Genomic DNA, 18715 nt, shown 5'->3' with positions numbered 1-18715 from the left:
AGTTGAAGAAGAAACAACAAAAGAGTTAAAAGAAGAAAAGTTGGAAGAGCCAAAGGTGACAGAAGAGAAACTAGAAATACCGAACAAACTAGAGGTTCAAGATAAAGTAGAAGTACAAAACACATCAGAAGTCCCATCTAGTAAAGAAAGTAATAAGCAATCAAAATTACTTCCTCAAACAGGTGGAGCAGCAGCGGAATCTACTTCTATTCTTGCTGGTATGTTCGCATTAATTTTGGGAGCGATGATGTTTAGACGTCAAAAAAATTAATGAATGTGAGAACGTTAAGTTCTTATGGTTTTAGTTTGGAAACAGATGTATAGAAAAAAGCGGAGACGATAAGTCTCCGCTTTTTATATTATTTACGTGAAAAACCTTCTTCATCAAGGTATTCCGCAGCTTCTGGATAAGAGTTGAATGTACCGTCTAAGTTTACACCAGCGTACACGTTCCACATATCATCCTCTTGAATAAGAGTTAGGATGTGGCCGTCTTCGTTCTTCCATTCTTCTTCTGCAGCAGGTTCCATTGGTGTAACAATTTCTTCTGGCTCCTGTGATAGACGTTCAATTACTTTTTCAATTAATGAACGCAGTTCTTCTTCTGAAAACTCACGGATGTTAATCATGCCTTTATCATCTGTTTTATAACCTTTAATGAAGTTTGCATATACAAATCCGTTTCCGTTTGGATGTAAATGATATACAACGTTCTTTTTATCTAAACGACTTTCTTCAAAGTGAAAGTTCACGCGTTTTAATGAGACGTTCTTTCTTTCTAATTCAGGGAAAGATTCAATAATCGATAATTTTTCTTCAAAAGTTAGCATAGTGCCTCCAAATATATAATAAAAGATTTAATTTATCCATTATAGCACAGTTACAATGGTTTCCAAAGATGCGGCGTGAGTTTACAATTGAATACGTTTACGTCACGATACTGTAAAAAGTGGACTAACGAATGTATTCTTTTAGGTGTACAATGGAACGTGGACTTAATGTGAAGGTGGTTATTATATGTTTCAAAGAATAGCAAAGGAATGTTTAGCTGGTTTTACGGTTGCGATTGTTGCGTTGCCACTTGCCATTGCATTTGGTATTGCTGCAACGGGAACGTCTGAGGGAGCACTAGTCGGATTGTATGGTGCGATTTTTGCTGGTTTATTCGCAGCTTTATTTGGCGGGACACCTGGACAAGTAACGGGGCCAACTGGGCCGATTACTGTTATCGCAACTGGAGTTATTGCGACGCACGGGTTAGAGGCAAGTTTTATAGCCTTTATGATGGCAGGATTATTTCAAATTTTATTCGGTGTATGTAAGCTCGGTTCTTACGTTCGATATATTCCGTATCCTGTCGTTTCAGGATTTATGAACGGAATCGCATTAATTATTATTTTAGGTGAAATGAAGCATGTGCAAAATAGTTTTCTACTTGTAGTATTAACGATTATTGTAATGATTGTTTCGGGCAAATGGATTAAAGCGATTCCGTCTAGTTTAGTAGCACTAGTCGGTGTGACAGCTTTGCTTCCTTTATTTTCTTCTCTACTCGAAGGACTTACAGTAAAGTTACCGATTATCGGAAATCTTTCACTAAATAAAGTAATTGAAAAGATTGGAACGATTCCAGAAGCGATGCCAACGATTCATATTCCATCTTTAAGTGGAACAGGCATAGCAGAACTTATTTTACCAGCGCTTAGTATTGCTTTATTAGGATCGATTGACTCGTTGTTAACATCGGTCGTAATGGATAATGTGACAGGTACACGTCATAAAAGTAATAAAGAACTGGTCGGACAAGGTATCGGTAATATGGTGAGCGGATTGTTTGGCGGGTTAGCAGGGGCAGGTGCGACTGTAAGGTCTATCGTGAATATAAGAAGTGGCGGTAAAACGGCACTTTCGGCATGTATGCATAGTGTTATATTATTTATTTTCATTATGGGACTTGGATCAGTCGTGCAATACATTCCGCTTGCTGTATTATCAGGTATTTTAATTTTAACTGGTATTGGCATGTTTGATTGGGAAAGCATGAAGAAAATGCATGTAGCACCAAAAGGGGATGTCATTGTTATGCTCGTAACGATGATTGTAACGGTGAAGTTCGATTTAATGATTGCTGTTGCATTCGGTATTATTCTTTCGTTCATTATATACATGGTGAAATGTAAAGAACGTAAAGCTTTTATTGTAAAAGAAAAGGAAGCGACGTATAAAATTAAAGGTCCACTTTCTTTCCTAACAGTGGATCGTATTTTCTCTACGTTACAAGACGTAAGGTCTCCGGTTGTTTTACGTATGAAAGATGTGCGCTATATGGATGTATCAGGAGCTATGGCATTATTGAACTTTGTTGAGCAGTCGGATAAAGCGGGCGCGAGTGTGACGCTGGAACATGTACATCCGCACGTTGAAAAGACGATAGTGACGCTGGCAAACGATGAGCAAAAAGAGAAATTACAAATTTCGGAAACTGAAGCGATATAATAATAAAAACTTTCACATGGAATACATTGTAGAGTGTGAAGGTTTTTATTATTTTTCCTTTATTTTTAATATGTTAAATTCGTATATCTAGATTCTGTGCGTTTATTGACAATTGATTTTCTGCACAGTATAGTAACATCTTAGATTAGCAATGTGCTATTATAAGAATGTATATGAATTTTGAGATTCCTTTATATTCAGAAGGAAGAGCTTTAAGCTGGAGGGAATATTTGATGTACAAACAGTTACCACATGGAGTGAAAATCGGGATTACGCGATCAATTGTTGTTTCTTTTGAGAAGTATATGAAAGAAATTGAATGGAATGAAGAAAAATTTGATATGCAGCAATTTGTTGAACAGTGGAAACAATATTTATACACAAAATCAACTTGGATTAATAAAGTAGATGATGAGTTGAAAGAACATCCAGATTTCCATCAAGCGTTAGCAGTGAAAGTGAATGAAAAAATTAACGAGCTTATTAATGAAGAGCCGAGCGAAGAGCAAGTAGAGCAATTAAAGAGGCATAAAGTGGAACACGTAGATGAAATGTGCAAATTAGAAGCTGAATATCATATTGAATGTTTATTAGTAACGAAGTAAATTTTACATAAAGAAAGAGCCTGTCCAAGGAGGTGTGATGACCATCTTTTTGAACAGGCTTTTTGTATGAAAAAGAATAAGAGAGGCTGCTTCTAAAGCAGCCTCTCTTATTAGTCTTGTGGTACAAATGCTTTCCAAGAAGATAGATCCATATCTTCTTTTAATATAGATGAAGCGGGGAAGACAAATGACCACGGTTTTGTAGTATTCGCTTTAATTTCAAGATTCGGTAATGTGAAAGCTCCTTTCACAACAACTGCACCTGCAGCATCTTCAATATGAAGAGGAAGTTGCTCTAGTTGAATCGTGTCTTTGCAACCGTTACGAATAAGAAGCGTTGTATGTAAATCACCATTTTCTTTTCTTGCAGCTTGCAGACCTAGGAAGTTAATTTCACCATCATTTGGAGGTGTTAAATTGTCTACGAAATTACGTAAAGCTTCTTTGCTTGCTTCAGGTAACTGAGCTTCCCAAGATGGGTCTAAATCTAATGCATGCTTATCTTCAAGTTCAAATGCTAATTCCCAATCTGTTTGCGATAATGCAGCATCTGTAATTGTTTCTTGCTCAAATGTAAAGATGAATGGCATATTTACATTTGCAGGAATATCTCCTAATGCAGAAAGGTTAAATGTTTTGCGAGCGCATAGTTTCTTCTCTTTATTTAGAAGGATTAATGTAACCTCTTCGAAAGAAATTGGTTTCGGAACAGTGCTGCGAATAAATACAGCTACGTCATAACCATTATCACGTTTTTCAATCTCAATTCCAGATAAAGAAATTTGATATTCTTGTAAACGTGTTAGTTCTTTATGTAAAAATTGATAAATGTATTTTTGTTCTTGTGCTACTGTACCCCAGCTTGGGTGGAAGTAAAGCGTTGGTTTTACAGTTTTATTTTCAGTATTTGTTTCTTCTTGTCCGAATAATTGATTACTAGAGACAGTCGTATCTTTTCCGCTTTTCTTAGCTCTTTTTAGAAATGATAACATAATCTTTCACCTCGTTATTGTACGTTTTCAGGAACACCTAAATGTCTTGCAACATAGCGGCACATTTCTTTTTCGAAATTACCATATGTGTATAAAAAGATATCTAAACCTTCTTTTTGATAAAGACGAGTAGGGTCTTCTTGTTGATATTGTCTTAGCCCGATTCCTTCTTTTAAGTGGGTCATTGCATCTAAGTGATTTACCCAGTTCTGATCTAGGTAATGAAGGGCAACATAGCGTAGCGACTGTTGTAAATCAGTATGGCTATTTAGTTCAATTACGCGCCCTTTATAAAGAGATAATGTTTCTTTCAAAACGGATTGTAAATCTTCCGGTGAATGTACATTATTCGCTGATAGTGATGGCATGTTTTCTACTGGTAAAATTTCGTTTATATGTTCTGTTAAACGAGCGAAATCCCATTCTTCTGGAAGCATACCTTCTAAAAGATATTGCTTAGAAATGGCTTCTACAGCATGATCAATCATTGGAATAATAATTTCAATCATATTTGTATCTTCTTGTAACAAGTTATTACGTAATTTATAAATAACGTTACGTTGGTCATTTATTACATCATCTAACTTTAAATTGTACTCACGCATTGAGAAATGGCTACCTTCACAAATCAATTGTGTACGGTTCACGAAATCATGGACTTTAGAAGTTAGAATAAGTCCTGTTTCATCTGTTTTCAGTGATTTAGTTAATTTCTCGACTTCTTCTTGCGCGAAACGTTTTAGCATTTCATCTTCTAAAGAAAGGAAGAACTGAGAGCTACCTGGATCTCCTTGACGACCAGCACGACCTTTTAATTGATTGTCAACGCGTCTTGATTCATGGCGTTCTGTCCCAATTACATGTAATCCACCAATTTCATGGACACCCTCGCCTAGTAAAATATCAGTACCTCGTCCGGCCATATTCGTCGCAATTGTAATTTGTCCTATTTGTCCAGCTGTTGCGATTAAATCGGCCTCTTGTTCTGCGCTTTTTGCATTTAATAATTGATATGTAATATGCGCTTCATCTAAGTAACGAGCAACAGTTTCTGATTGCAGAATAGACATTGTCCCAATTAAAATCGGGCGTCCTTGTTTATTGTGTTTTAGAACATCTTCACGTACAGCTTTATATTTAGCATCAGCTGTTACGTACACGACGTCACTTTTGTCTTTACGAATGATCGGACGGTTTGTCGGAATCGGCATAACTTCCATGTTATATACACGGTTAAATTCTTTTTCTTCCGTTTTTGCTGTACCTGTCATACCAGATAATGCTGGATACATACGGAAGAAGTTTTGAATTGTAATGGACGCTTGTGTTTGGTTTTCTTCAGTAATTTCTAAACCTTCTTTTGCTTCAAGAGCTTGGTGTAAACCATCACTTAAAGAGCGACCATCCATAACGCGGCCCGTGAAAATATCTACAAGTAGAATTTTTTCATCATGTACAATATAGTCAACATCACATTGGAAAGCGACATGAGCTCGTAATGCTTGAATCATATAATGATATAAAGTTTGATGCTCTAAATCATATAGGTTATCGATATCAAATAAATCTTCTATTTTTGTAATACCGTCTTCTGTAAAACTAGCAGATTTCGTTTCTGCATCGTACGTGTAATGAAGGGTATCTTGGAATGATTTAATAACTTTTGCGCATAAATAGTGTAAATCAGAGCTGCTTGATTTCTTACCAGCGATAATAAGAGGCGTCTTCGCTTCATCAATTAAAACGCTATCAATCTCATCGATAATAGCAAAATGATAGGGACGTTGTACCTGCTCATTTTTTGAAGCGGCCATATTATCACGTAAATAGTCAAAGCCAAATTCTGTTCCAATACCATATGTAATATCAGCTTCGTAAGCAAGTTTCTTTTCGGTAGGATCGATTTGAGGAATATTCAACCCAACCTTTAAGCCTAGAAATTCATGAACTTGGCCAATTAATTCTTTATCTCGTTTTGCTAAATAGTCGTTTACAGTAATTACGTGAACGCCTTTTCCTTCAAGAGCACGTACGTATGTTGGAAGAGAAGAAACTAATGTTTTTCCTTCGCCAGTTGGCATCTCTGCAATATTACCCTCTAATAGTACAAGGCCACCGATTAACTGCACATCGTAGTGACGTAATCCAAGTACACGCTTTGCTGCTTCACGTACAACCGCGAACGCCTCTACTTTTATATCATCCACTGTTTTTCCGTCGTTTAGCATGTTTTTAAATGTGATCGTTTTATGGCGTAAGTCTTCATCAGATAAATCAGATATTTTTACTTCTAGATTATTAATTTCTTGAACAAGTTGTTCATATTTTTTTAGTTTTCTCTTTTGAGAATCTCCTAACAGCTTTTTTACCGAATTCAGCATGTTGTAAACACTCCTCTTACTGACAATAGCTACATTATAGCACATGTTTATCCGGAATAAGTAGAAGTAGTAAATTGAAGAAAAAACTGGATAAAAATAAGGCGTTATGACATATGATATATTTAAAAGGCATAAAGAAAGAGAGTATTCAATGTATAATAAATTTGGTATGATAACTAAATGAGATAAAGTGAAATTTTTCTAAAAAGAGAAGAATATAGTTATCTCGTTTTATGATGTAATAGGTATGGAAATTATATATTGAAAGAAAAGAGCTAGAAGATGAATAATAAGTTTGTGAAAGGCGCTGCGATTTTAACGATTACAACGTTTCTATCGAAAGTGTTGGGGAGTTTTTTTCAAATCCCGTTACAAAATATAGCCGGAGATGAAGTGCTTGGAATCTTCCGCCTTGTTTTTCCTGTATATATGATAGCCTTAACTTTATCAGTAGCGGGAGTGCCGCTAGCTATATCAAAGTTAATCGCTGAACTTCATGAGAAAAATGACCAGGACGGAATTGCTAAACTATTTACGTCAGCATCTATTATTGGAGTAATATTTGGAGTGCTTGGATTTTCAGTTATTATGATTGGATCAAGTATGTTTGCAAATATGCTTGGCGGACAAGATACGAGACTTCCATTAATCATCACTTCGTTTGCTTTATTAATCGCACCATATATGGCGGTGTATCGAGGGTATTTCCAAGGTTTTGGAGATATGATTCCTACCGGAGTGTCACAAGTAATTGAGCAATTCGTTCGTGTTTTCTTTATGTTAGCAATTGCATTCTTATTTGTATCTTGGAATAAAGACAGTGATGTTGTAACAGGCGGTGCAATGATTGGTTCTTGCCTTGGGGTAATTACGTCACTTATCTATTTGAGATTGAAGTATGTAAAAAGTATATATCGTTATAAAAGTAATACATATTCACTGCAAAATTTTAAAGATAATGCAAAAAAGATACTTCAGGTTTCGATTCCAATTGCAATTGGTGCATTATCGATGCCATTGTTAAATTTAGTTGATTCTGTAACGATTCCACATATGCTACATGAATCCACTACAACAATTCAAGAACAATTTGGTATATATAGTCGTGGCTTTGCGTTTACACAATTAATTGTCGTGTTTGCAAGCGCGATGGTATTTCCGTTAATCCCGTTGTTAACTGCTGCATTAACAAAGAAAGATATAGTGCTAGCAAAACATACAATTGAACGAACAAATGAGCTTGCTCATGTTTTAACAACGCCGATAACAATCTGGCTCATGGCGCTTACAGTCCCGTTAAATGTTGGGTTGTTTACAGATGCTAAAGGGAGCGGCATGTTAGCTATTTTAATTGGTAGTTCGTATTTCACATCACTTATGGTATTATCAATAGGAATTTTGCAAGGCATTAACCGTTCTAAGCAAGCGGCGTGGATAGTTGTTGGAGCGAGTTTTGTAAAAGTCATATTAAATATAGTACTCGTAAGTCAATTTGGCATAACCGGTGCGGCTTATAGTACACTTATCATATATATCATGATTTGTATCGTAAATTATATATACATTCGAAAAGAATTGGCTTATTCGATTCACATGGGGAGATTTTTTGCTGTAATCGGAGTATCTAGTATAGTAGGTATAGGATTATATTTCACATCTACTGTAATAAATGTGGTAGATTCTAGACTTATTGCAGTAATATATAGTGGTTTAGCATTTTGTGTGGCCTTGTTCATATATGGCATATGCGCATTAAAGTTGAACTGGATATCCAAAAAGCAAATTCCATTTTTACGTAAGTAAATTTGTCTATAAATGAGTATGGCTATTTATATGTTTGTGAAAGAAATCAATTTGAAGTTATCCAACTTTTCTTATTAAAGAGTTGATAGCAATTTGTTGCATGACAAAAAGTTGATTGCGAAATGTTGGAGGAGATTAAGAGTGCGGTTAGTTTTATCAGGATATTATGGTTTTTATAATGTTGGGGACGAAGCAATTTTGCAATCAATTATTAAAGCGCTACATGAAGAGGATCCTACTCTGGAGCTTGTTGTACTTTCGAATGACCCCGACTATACAAGAAAAATGTACGGTGTAGAGGCAGTAAATCGGTGGGATATAAGAGCAATCTATAAGGAAATAAAGAGAAGTAATGGTTTAATTAGCGGAGGGGGAAGTCTCCTTCAAGATAAAACGAGTATTAAAAGCATTTTGTACTATACAGGTATTATGCGGATTGCTCGTTTTTTGAAGAAGCCGTATTATATTTACGCGCAAGGAATTGGTCCAATTACGAAAAGACAAAATCGTTTATTAGTGAAATGGCAAGTATCAAAAGCGGCATATATATCAGTTCGTGATGAAGATTCATTTTTGTATTTAAAAGAAATGGGTATTAAGAAAGATATCGAACTAGTTCCAGACCCAGTATTGGCATGTCAACCAGAAGGAATGAAGTCGGAGTGGCTGCAAAAACATTCGATTCAAGGGAAAGTAATTGCAGTTAGTGTGAGGTATTGGGACGCGAAAGAAGATTATATGAAGAAGCTAGCAGATACGTTGAAAAAATTTAAGCGTGATGGATATCATATTTTATTCGTACCAATGCATGGACCATTTGATCAAAATGCATCACGTGATATTATTAACTTAATGGGTGAAGAAGCTCATATGCTTCCGTATAAGCTGGATATCCATGAGAAAATTTCAATTTTGTCGGAATGTTCGCTTCTAATAGGGATGAGACTTCATGCGCTCATATTATCTGCGGTTGCTAATATTCCTATGGTCGGTGTTTCATATGATCCAAAGATTGATTCATTTTTACAACAAGTAAATCAGCCGATTATCGGAAACGTAGATGGTGACTGGACGGCTGAAACTTTGTATAATGTGGCAACGAAGCAACTAGAACAAAAAGAATATGTACAAGCAACATTGGAACAAAGAGTAGAAGAATTGCGAGAACAAATTTCAACAGCGTCTCGATACATCATAAGTGACTTGAATTCAAAAGAGTTCGAAAAAAGGGGAATGTAATCTTAATTTAAGAGGACATCCTCTTTTTTATATTTTTCGAAAAAAATAAAATATCGAAAGAAACGAAACATTTGTAGAAAACTGTCGAATTACATAAGCGATTATAAATGTATGCGCATAAAAAATGAAGTTTGAGAGATAAGATGTATGTTTAAAAATCCTAACATTCATATATAGAGAATGTTAGTATTTGGCATTTTAGTTGGTAATTAAAAGAAAATAGGTTTGGTAATTTCGAAAAATTGGATGGCAAGAAAACTGTCGAATTATATAAAAAACAACTGTCGATTAATGTCGTAATATCTTCATAGCTAGATATTGAAATTGTAAACGTTTTTCTGCTATAGTTGTAAATGGTTATGAAAAAATTATTTAAAACGTAATTCTGACACGTTTTTCCGGCTGTTTAAAATATTCTGATTTTATAATCCGGATTTTTAAAATAAAAGTCGAAAAAACATTCATTCAGAATTTCGAAAATTCACCTTTTTGTCGAATTTCAGATTTTTAATTGGATAAAACTGGTGTATAATTTCTTTGTGATTCTATACAAGGATACGTTAACCACATTTATATTTACTAGTTTCAAAAATAAATAGAATATCTATTTAAAAACTTATGGAACTAGTATTACATTCCTAAGGAGGAAATATATAAAATGGCAAAGACTAACTCTTACAAAAAATTAATCGCTGGTACAATGACAGCAGCAATGGTAGCAGGTGTTGTTTCTCCAGTAGCAGCAGCAGGAAAATCATTCCCAGACGTTGAACCTGGTTCTTGGAGTGCAGAGTACATTGATTATTTAGTAGCAAAAAAAGCAATCGAAGGTAAACCAGACGGAACATTCGCTCCAACTGAAGCAATTGATCGTGCTTCTGCAGCGAAAATTATGGCAATTACATTAGGTTTAGAAGTTAAAGATGGTGCAACACCAACTTTCAAAGACGCTAAAGATTCATGGGCTGCTAAATATATCGCAGCTGTTGAAAAAGCTGGTGTTATTTTAGGTGATGGAACTGGTAACTTCAATCCAAACAATAAAATTGACCGTGCTTCTATGGCATCTATGATTGTAAAAGCTTACAAATTAGAAAGCAAAGTAAGCGGAGAATTAGAAACTAAATTCTCTGATTTAGAAAAACACTGGGGTAAAAAAGATGCTAACATCTTAGTTGCTTTAGGTATCACTAATGGTACTGGTAATGGTTGGGAGCCAGATAAATCTGTAACTCGTGCAGAAGCTGCTAAATTCATTGCTAAGACTGACAAAGAGTTCGGACAAAAAGAAGAAGCTAAAGTTGAGTCTATTAAAGCAATCAACGCTAAAGAGATCGAAGTTAAATTCGGCACTGCAATTCAAGATGTAACTGCTAAAAACTTTGAAATCAGTGGTCTTACAGTTACACCAAAACTAAGCGAAGATAAAAAATCTGTCATCTTAACTGTAGATGGAGATGCGAAATTAAAAAATAAAGAAGCTTACGTTTTAACTGTTCAAAACGTAAAAGCTGTAGATGGTAAAGATGTTCCGAAAAAATTAGAAGTTATCTTCTTTAACGATGAAGTAGCTCCAACTGTATCTACAGTAACTACTCCAGATGGAAAAGTTAAAGTTGTATTCAGTGAAAAATTAGATGAAACAAAACCTGTTACAGTAGTAGTTAACGGTCAAGAAATTGTAGGAGAAGTTAAAGACAATACTTTCACTTCTAAAGAAGCTTTAAAACTTGAAAATGGTAAAGAGTTCTCTATCATTGTTAACGGTGCAACAGATTTAGTTGGTCTTGAAATGTCTATGTACCAAGGTAAAGCGACATACAAAGTAGAAAAAGATGTTACTGCACCTGAAGTAAAAGAAGTTAAAGTAACTGATATTACTGCTGATGGAAAAGTAACTTTAGAAGCAACATTCACTGAAGAACTTAAAGCACTTAATAAAGTAACAGTTAAAAAAGGTGACAAAACTCTTCTAGAGAATAACAATGCATTAAATACTACAGGCGATAAAACAAAAGCAACATTCACTGTAGAAGAAGATGTATTTGCTACAAATGAAAATACTGCAAACCTATCTGTAGAATTTGTTGGACATACAGACCTTGCAGGTAACGTTGGAACAAAAACAACAAAAGCTGTTCAAGTTTCAAAAGATGTAGTAGCACCTAAGTTTACTAAAGTGGAAACTGATGGATTAGATGCTAAATTAGTATTTGACAAAAAAGTTAACACAGTAAATGCAAAACAATTACGTGTTATCAATCTTGATACAAGTAAAGAAGTAGCAGTTCCAGCAGAAAATATTACTGCAAATGAAAAAGAAGTAACTGTTAAATTCACTGAAAAAGGAAACTATAAATTATTTGCTAATAAAGAATTTGTAGCAGATGCTTCTGGTAACAAATCAGCTGCTTTTGAAACAACTGTTAAAGTTGCAGAAAAAGATGTAGTAGGTAAAGAAGCTCCAAAAGCTACTGCAAAATTTGAAGCTAACAAAATTGTAGTTGAATTTGATAAAGCTGTTAAAGGTGGTCAAGGTGCAACTTCAGCATCTAACTTAAATAACTACACGTTAGATGGTAAGAAATTACCAGAAGGTACAATTATTGTATTAGATGAAACTGGTACAAAAGCAACAATTGAGTTACCAGCATCAACTAAATTTGATGCAACAAAAACTGTTGTATTTACAGTAGCTAACGTTGAAAGCACAGAAAATGTTAAAATCAATAATACTGATTTATTAGTTACAGTTGCTGATAATACAGCTCCTGAATTCAAATCAGCTAAAATTACAAATGTAGACAAAAAAGAAGTAACTCTTACTTTCTCTGAAGCTGTAACAGTTGATAAAGCTGATTTCGTACTTGACTTAAATGGTGTAGTATTAACTGTAGCTGATCCTAAAAAAGAAGCTTCTAAAGAAGTAGTTCTAACAGTTAATGAAGCAGTTAACTTAGGAAATGGTACATTAACAGTTAAAGCTAATGAAGTTAATGGTAAAGTAGTTTTAAACACAATTGATACTTCTGCTAACAAAAATGTACTTGTTGCTTTCAAACCAGTAACAGTAACTCGCTAATTGAAATTTATTTCAATAAAAAGAGCCCACATTATGTGGGCTCTTTTTTATGGTTAATTTTTATATAAAACGATCTCTAAAAACTAAATCCTATTTTGCAAATTAGTAGTTCGTTTTATTGAGAAACAAATCGAAAACGGTTTCAAAAATAGCGGAACATCCCATTGATATGTAAAATATTTGTAAATTAACACCTTTTTTTGTTAAAAAATCATTCGAAAAGAAGAAAATAATGTCGAAATGAAATAGTTTCAGTCGAATGTAGTCTGAAAATTGTATTTATTGTAAAAAATATTTAGGTGATGAAGTGGAAATATGTGCTATAATTCCAATTGTGTATTCGATATGAAAAATATACGAAGCGCAGTGAGAGTGGTTTATCGGAAAACAGTTTGCTCATTTCTATATTTGAGTATTATTTATATACTAATAATACAATTAAAAGACTGAATTATCAGAATGTGTCGAATCTTCTTTTGAGAAAGTTCTTGATAACGAATGGTTTTGTATAGTATGATGAACTTGTTTCAAAAAATGGTATTTAAACCTTATATTTACATCTAACGGTTTGTATCATTTTATTATGTGAACTACTTTTCATTATAGTATTTTTGTTTGTGTTTTTATTGTTTTATGGCTTTTCTAACTAGCTAGTTTTCAAATTTAATATGATATGAAACTAGTAGCATATTCCTGAAGGAGGAAATTTATAAAATGGCAAAGATTAACTCTTACAAAAAAGTAATCGCAGGTACGATGACAGCAGCAATGGTAGCAGGTGTTGTTTCTCCAGTAGCAGCAGCAGGAAAATCATTCCCAGATGTTCCAGCTGGTCATTGGGGATTAGATTCTATCAATTACTTAGTAGATAAAGGTGCAATCGAAGGTAAGCCGGATGGTACATACGCTCCAGCTGAAGAAATTGATCGTGCTTCTGCTGCGAAAATTATGGCAATTACATTAGGTTTAAAAGTTGAAGAGGGTGCACAACCATCTTTCAAAGATGCTAAAAATCATTGGGCTTCTAAATACATTGCAGCTGTTGAAAAAGCGGGTGTTGTTAGAGGTGATGGTAAAGAAAACTTCGCTCCAGATAAAAAGATTGACCGTGCTTCTTTCGCTTCTATGATCGTAGGTGCTTATAACTTAAAAGATAAAGTGAACGGCGAGTTAGTTACAAAATTTGAAGATTTATTAGATCATTGGGGTGAAGAAAAAGCCAACATCCTAATCCACCTTGGACTTTCTGAAGGAACAGGCGGTAGCAAATGGGAGCCAGATAAATCTGTATCTCGTGCAGAAGCAGCTAAATTTATCGCAGTAGCAGATAAAAAGTATGGCAAAAAAGATAATGCACAAGCGTATGTAACGGATGTGAAAGTTTCTGAACCAACGAAATTAACATTAACAGGTACTGGTTTAGAAAAACTTTCTGCTGATGATGTAACTCTTGAAGGAGACAAAGCTGTTGCAATCGAAGCAAGTGCTGATGGTACTTCTGCAACTGTAACACTTGGTGGTAAAGTAGCTCCAAATAAAGATCTTACTGTAAAAGTGAAAAATCAATCATTCGTAACGAAATTCGTATACGAAGTTAAAAAATTAGCAGTTGAAAAACTTACATTTGATGATGATCGTGCTGGTCAAGCAGTTGCCTTCAAATTAAACGACGAAAAAGGTAACGCTGATGTTGAGTACTTAAACTTAGCAAACCATGACGTCAAATTTGTAGCAAATAACTTAGACGGTTCACCAGCATACATCTTTGAGGATGGAAACGCTACTTCTTCTACAGGTAAACTTGGTGTTGGTCTTTCGCACGGTGACTATAAAGTAGAAGTACAAGTTACAAAACGCGGTGGTTTAACAGTTTCTAACACTGGTATTATTACAGTGAAAAACCTTGATACACCAGCTTCAGCAATTAAAAATACTGCATTTGCAGTAGATGCGGATAAAAACGGTGTAGTATACGGTAATACACTGACTGGAAAAGACTTCAAGTTAAACAGCCAAACGTTAGTAGTTGGTGAAAAAGCACAAATCCATAACGTAGTAGCTACAATTGCTGGAGAAGATAAAGTTGTTGATCCAAACTCAATCAGCATTAAATCTTCAAACCATGGTATTATTTCTGTAGTAAACAACTATATTACAGCTGAAGCTGCTGGTGAAGCTACACTTACTATTAAAGTAGGCGACGTTACGAAAGATGTTAAATTTAAAGTAACGACTGGTTCTCGTACATTAAAATCAGTAAAAGCTAACCCAGATAAATTACAAGTTGTTCAAAATAAAACATTACCTGTTACATTCGTAACAACTGACCAATATGGCGATCCATTTGGTGCTAACGCAGCTGCAATTAAAGAAGTTCTTCCGAAAACTGGTGTAGTTGCAGAAGGTGGATTAGATGTAGTAACGACTGACTCTGGTTCAATCGGTACAAAAACACTTGGTGTTACAGGTAATGATGTGGGCGAAGGTACAGTTCACTTCCAAAATGCTAACGGTGAAACTCTAGGTTCATTATATGTGAACGTAACAGAAGGTAACGTAGCATTCAAAAACTTCGAACTTGTATCTAAAGTAGGTCAATACGGTGCATCACCTGATACAAAACTTGACCTAAATGTTTCTAACACAGTTGCATATCAATTATCTAAGTACACTTCAGATCGCGTATACTCTGATCCTGAAAACTTAGAAGGTTATGTAGTTGAATCTAAAAATCCAGCTGTAGCTGAAGCTGAAATTGTTGGAAATAAAGTTGTTGTTACAGGTAAAACTCCAGGTAAAGTTGATATCCACTTAACGAAAAATGGTGCAACTGCTGGTAAAGCGACAGTTGAAATCGTTCAAGAGAAAATCGCTATTAAATCTGTAAACTTCAAACCAGTTCAAACAGAAAACTTCGTTGAGAAGAAAATTAACATTGGTACTGTATTAGAACTTGAAGGAAGTAACCTTGATGATATCGTTAAAGGTATTAACTTAACGAAAGATACACAACATAAAGTACGTGTTGTAAAATCTGGTGCAGACCAAGGTAAACTTTACCTTGATACAAATGGCAATGCTCACTTCGATAAATTCGATCAAGAGCTTGGTCATGTAACAGTATCTCAAACAAGTGATTCTGTACTTCCAAACTTCAATCCAGACATTTACAATACTTTAACTACTAAGTACACTGACAAAGGTACATTAGTATTCAAAGTATTAGGTGAGAAAGATGTTCTAACAAGCGAAATCGGTTCACAAGCTGTACACGTGAACGTGCTTAACAACCCAAATCTATAAGTCGATTATAGATAGAATGAAAAATTAGTGGGGATGAATCCCCACTGATTTTTTTATTATCTCTTAATAGAAAGAAGGCTCTTGTACATGTACAAGAGCCTTCTTTCTATTTCTTAAACTTAAACATATCCCCACTTAAATTCGAATCACTGTACACGAACAATACCATGTTAATATTGTTGTCTCTAATGTATTGATATACATCTTTTTCGTGATAGTGACGTAGGTCGAGGATGGATGTATGTTTAAAGCTTTGTGCTAAGTGCGGCACGATTGCGTTTGCGAATGAGTCTTTTAGGACTAAAGCGCGCACTTCATTTGGTGCATTGTTATTTTCGATAACGATTTCTGGATAGTCATCCGTGTAATAACCTGCGTATGATGTTGTATCTTTTTGTTTTTCTATGCCGTATATGTCATCTAAGTTTTGGTGAACAGTACCTGTCACATCTTTTGCGGTTACGCTTGTGAAATTGAAACCGTCTTTCGGTGTGTAGTAGCACAATTTTTCACCAGTGGCATCGATGAGTTGGTATAGTTGGTTGTTGAAGCTTCCGACTAAATGTTTATTTTGCGCACATGTACGAGTGTAGTCTTCTTTTTTTATTTCTTTTCCTTTATATATAGAAGATTGTTGTCCGATTGTATTCATTATATATTGGTAGCCTACGAAGGCACCATCCATATTCCAATGATGATCTGTTTTGAAATACATGTCCTGTATTTCTTCGTTCGTATAGTTCTGTTTGAATTGCTCCATCAGTTTTATTGGCTTTACGTCAGTAGGAAGTTTTTTTAGAAAGTAATTTAAATTGTCCTGTGCATATGTGTAAATATGAGAAGGTAATTTAAATGATAAAGCATTCGTTTTTGACGGTGGTAAAGCAAAGTAAAACTCAACGTTTTGTTCTTTTAAAAACTGAGATAAGTCGTTTATAGCGGGCATGGATTGATCAATTTCATTATATTTTTTCGTCCACGCCGGATTTTTAAGGAGCCATTTATCATCAGTCAAAATAATGTCGTTAATGAGAGATTTTCCTATATTAATTTGAGCAATTGTATAGCTTTTAATAAATTCATCTCGTCCGATTAGTTGATCATTTGTGTATGTTTCAAAATCTTTAAAGAAGCTACCAGTTAGGAGAGCTTCTTTCGTAAGTGCTGGTTTTTGAGCGAGCGGCCGATTTTCAACTGGTGAAATGGCTCGGTCTGTTTTGAGTAACGATAATATGCCAAATGAAAAGATAATGGTGAGAAAACCGATAAACAGGATGAGGTTTCCCAATTTTTTCATAATAACTTTTCCTTCCTACATCAGTTAAAACCTGAAATAAATAAATGGATTATATGTTGAGTTAATCAAGTACATAACTGAAATCATAAATAATGTTAGTAGTAATATAGGACGTACAATTTGCACCGTGAACATATACGTTTTTGGCGCAAGTTCAAGTATGTTTTTTATTCGTTTTAAAATTGGGGTCGCTGCGATACAGGCAATGAGAAATACGATAATGTATTCATGTACGTATAACATTGTATTGTCATCAATGAAAGATTGTCCCCCTATGCCGAACATCGCTTTTAAATATTGGAATGAGTAAGCGAAGTTGTCAGCTCGGAAGAAGACCCAACCAATCATAACGATTAGTAATACGTATGCATGTTGCAGCGGTTTCCATAGTTTGTTTAAGATTTTTTCGAATCCAGCTTTTTCAATTGAAATAATAAAGCCGTAATATAAGCCCCATACGATAAATGTCCAACTCGCCCCGTGCCATAAACCAGTTAATCCCCATACGATGAAGAGATTACGATAATTCGCTAGTTTGGAAACGCGGTTTCCGCCGAGTGGGATATATATGTAATCGCGGAACCAAGAACCAAGTGTAATATGCCATCTTCTCCAAAATTCTGAAATAGATTTAGAGATGTATGGGTAGTTGAAGTTTTTCGGGAAATCAAATCCGAACATTTTTCCAATTCCGATTGCCATATCAGAGTACCCTGAGAAATCGAAATAAATTTGCAGGGTGTAGGCGATAATACCAATCCATGCCGTCCCAACACTTATTTCAGATGGCGGTAAGGCGAATATTTTATCGGCTACAAACCCGACTTGATTGGCGATTAATATTTTTTTTGCTAGTCCTAGAACGAAAATTTGAATCCCTTCTGTGAATCGTTCAAAAGAATGGATGCGCGTTTTAATTTGCTCAGCGACGATATTGTAACGAACAATTGGTCCGGCAATAAGCTGAGGGAAAATAGATATATATAGCGCTAAGTTAAGTGGATTTTTTTGAACTTCTCCATCTTTACGGTATATATCGATGACATAGGACATCGCTTGGAATGTATAAAATGAAATTCCGATTGGTAGTGGAATAGGTTCCACATGAATAGATAAATGTAAAGCGTTGTTTAAAATGTCTGTGAAAAATGAAATATATTTAAAATAAGACAGTAATAAAATATTTCCGACCACAGCCATAATTAAAAATGTGACTTTCATATTTTTTCGTTTATCATAATGATGCACGAGTAGGCCGAAGCAGTAGTTTAATACAATAGAAAAGAGCATTAAAAGAACGAAACGTGGTTCGCCCCATGCATAGAAAATTAAACTAAATGCAAGTAATACGAAATTACGTAGCTCGGCACGCACTATAAAATAGAAAAATAATACGAGAGGTAAAAAGATAAATAAGAAAATCGAACTACTAAATACCAAAGGACTCTCCTCACTTTTTCAAAATACATTTCGTGCAAAAAACCGACATATCTATTATATATTCTTTTATATAATAG

Annotated in this window: 12 protein-coding genes; 7 read left to right on the top strand and 5 right to left on the bottom strand. The window is 34.8% G+C overall.

Features of this window, described 5'->3' with window-relative positions:
* The coding region (locus KI369_RS17850; protein WP_212956826.1) for an LPXTG cell wall anchor domain-containing protein at positions 1-271 on the top strand (271 nt) is incomplete at its 5' end.
* A gap of 88 nt (positions 272-359) precedes the next feature.
* Here the strand turns inward: KI369_RS17850 and KI369_RS17845 are convergent.
* On the bottom strand, positions 360-830 hold the full coding sequence (locus tag KI369_RS17845) for a hypothetical protein (protein ID WP_000955002.1): 471 nt from the start codon (positions 828-830) through the stop codon (positions 360-362).
* A 187-nt stretch (positions 831-1017) separates the two neighbouring features.
* Between KI369_RS17845 and KI369_RS17840 the strand changes: the two genes are divergently transcribed.
* Together KI369_RS17840 and KI369_RS17835 are read left to right on the top strand one after the other, a co-directional pair.
* Positions 1018-2496: a SulP family inorganic anion transporter gene (locus KI369_RS17840; protein WP_212956825.1), complete on the top strand. Its 1479-nt coding sequence runs from the start codon at positions 1018-1020 to the stop codon at positions 2494-2496.
* 233 nt (positions 2497-2729) lie between these two features.
* Positions 2730-3101 carry a hypothetical protein gene (locus KI369_RS17835; protein ID WP_212956824.1) on the top strand — a complete coding sequence of 124 codons (372 nt, stop codon included), beginning with the start codon at positions 2730-2732 and terminating at the stop codon, positions 3099-3101.
* A 110-nt stretch (positions 3102-3211) separates the two neighbouring features.
* Here the strand turns inward: KI369_RS17835 and KI369_RS17830 are convergent, their stop codons facing one another.
* Positions 3212-4093 (bottom strand): accessory Sec system S-layer assembly protein, encoded by an 882-nt coding sequence (locus KI369_RS17830; RefSeq protein WP_212956823.1) that lies wholly within the window; start codon positions 4091-4093, stop codon positions 3212-3214.
* Between the two features lie 14 nt (positions 4094-4107).
* Entirely contained in the window at positions 4108-6474 is a 2367-nt protein-coding gene (secA2, locus tag KI369_RS17825; protein ID WP_212956822.1) for an accessory Sec system translocase SecA2, read from the bottom strand.
* Between the two features lie 282 nt (positions 6475-6756).
* Between secA2 and KI369_RS17820 the strand changes: the two genes are divergently transcribed.
* From KI369_RS17820 to KI369_RS17805, 4 genes are all read left to right on the top strand, one after another.
* The gene (locus tag KI369_RS17820) at positions 6757-8277 is read left to right on the top strand and encodes a putative polysaccharide biosynthesis protein (protein ID WP_212956821.1); all 1521 of its coding nucleotides are present in this window, start codon (positions 6757-6759) and stop codon (positions 8275-8277) included.
* A 141-nt stretch (positions 8278-8418) separates the two neighbouring features.
* Positions 8419-9516 carry a polysaccharide pyruvyl transferase CsaB gene (csaB, locus tag KI369_RS17815; RefSeq protein WP_144613141.1) on the top strand — a complete coding sequence of 366 codons (1098 nt, stop codon included), beginning with the start codon at positions 8419-8421 and terminating at the stop codon, positions 9514-9516.
* A gap of 658 nt (positions 9517-10174) precedes the next feature.
* Positions 10175-12598, top strand: a complete 2424-nt coding sequence (locus tag KI369_RS17810) for an S-layer homology domain-containing protein (protein WP_212956820.1) — start codon at positions 10175-10177, stop codon at positions 12596-12598.
* Between the two features lie 714 nt (positions 12599-13312).
* Positions 13313-15901 (top strand): S-layer homology domain-containing protein, encoded by a 2589-nt coding sequence (locus KI369_RS17805; RefSeq protein WP_212956819.1) that lies wholly within the window; start codon positions 13313-13315, stop codon positions 15899-15901.
* Between the two features lie 106 nt (positions 15902-16007).
* Here KI369_RS17805 and patB1 read toward each other — a convergent pair whose 3' ends face one another.
* Entirely contained in the window at positions 16008-17198 is a 1191-nt protein-coding gene (gene patB1, locus KI369_RS17800) for a secondary cell wall polysaccharide O-acetyltransferase PatB1 (protein ID WP_212956818.1), read from the bottom strand.
* A gap of 24 nt (positions 17199-17222) precedes the next feature.
* A complete protein-coding gene (locus tag KI369_RS17795) occupies positions 17223-18638 on the bottom strand; it encodes an MBOAT family O-acyltransferase (protein WP_212956817.1) in 1416 nt (471 codons plus the stop codon).
* Positions 18639-18715 lie beyond the last annotated feature (77 nt).

This window comes from Bacillus sanguinis (assembly GCF_018332475.1).
In the GTDB taxonomy this organism is placed as follows: domain Bacteria; phylum Bacillota; class Bacilli; order Bacillales; family Bacillaceae_G; genus Bacillus_A; species Bacillus_A sanguinis.
Note: the sequence above shows the minus strand (reverse complement) of the source record. Positions and strands in the feature narration are given on the sequence as shown.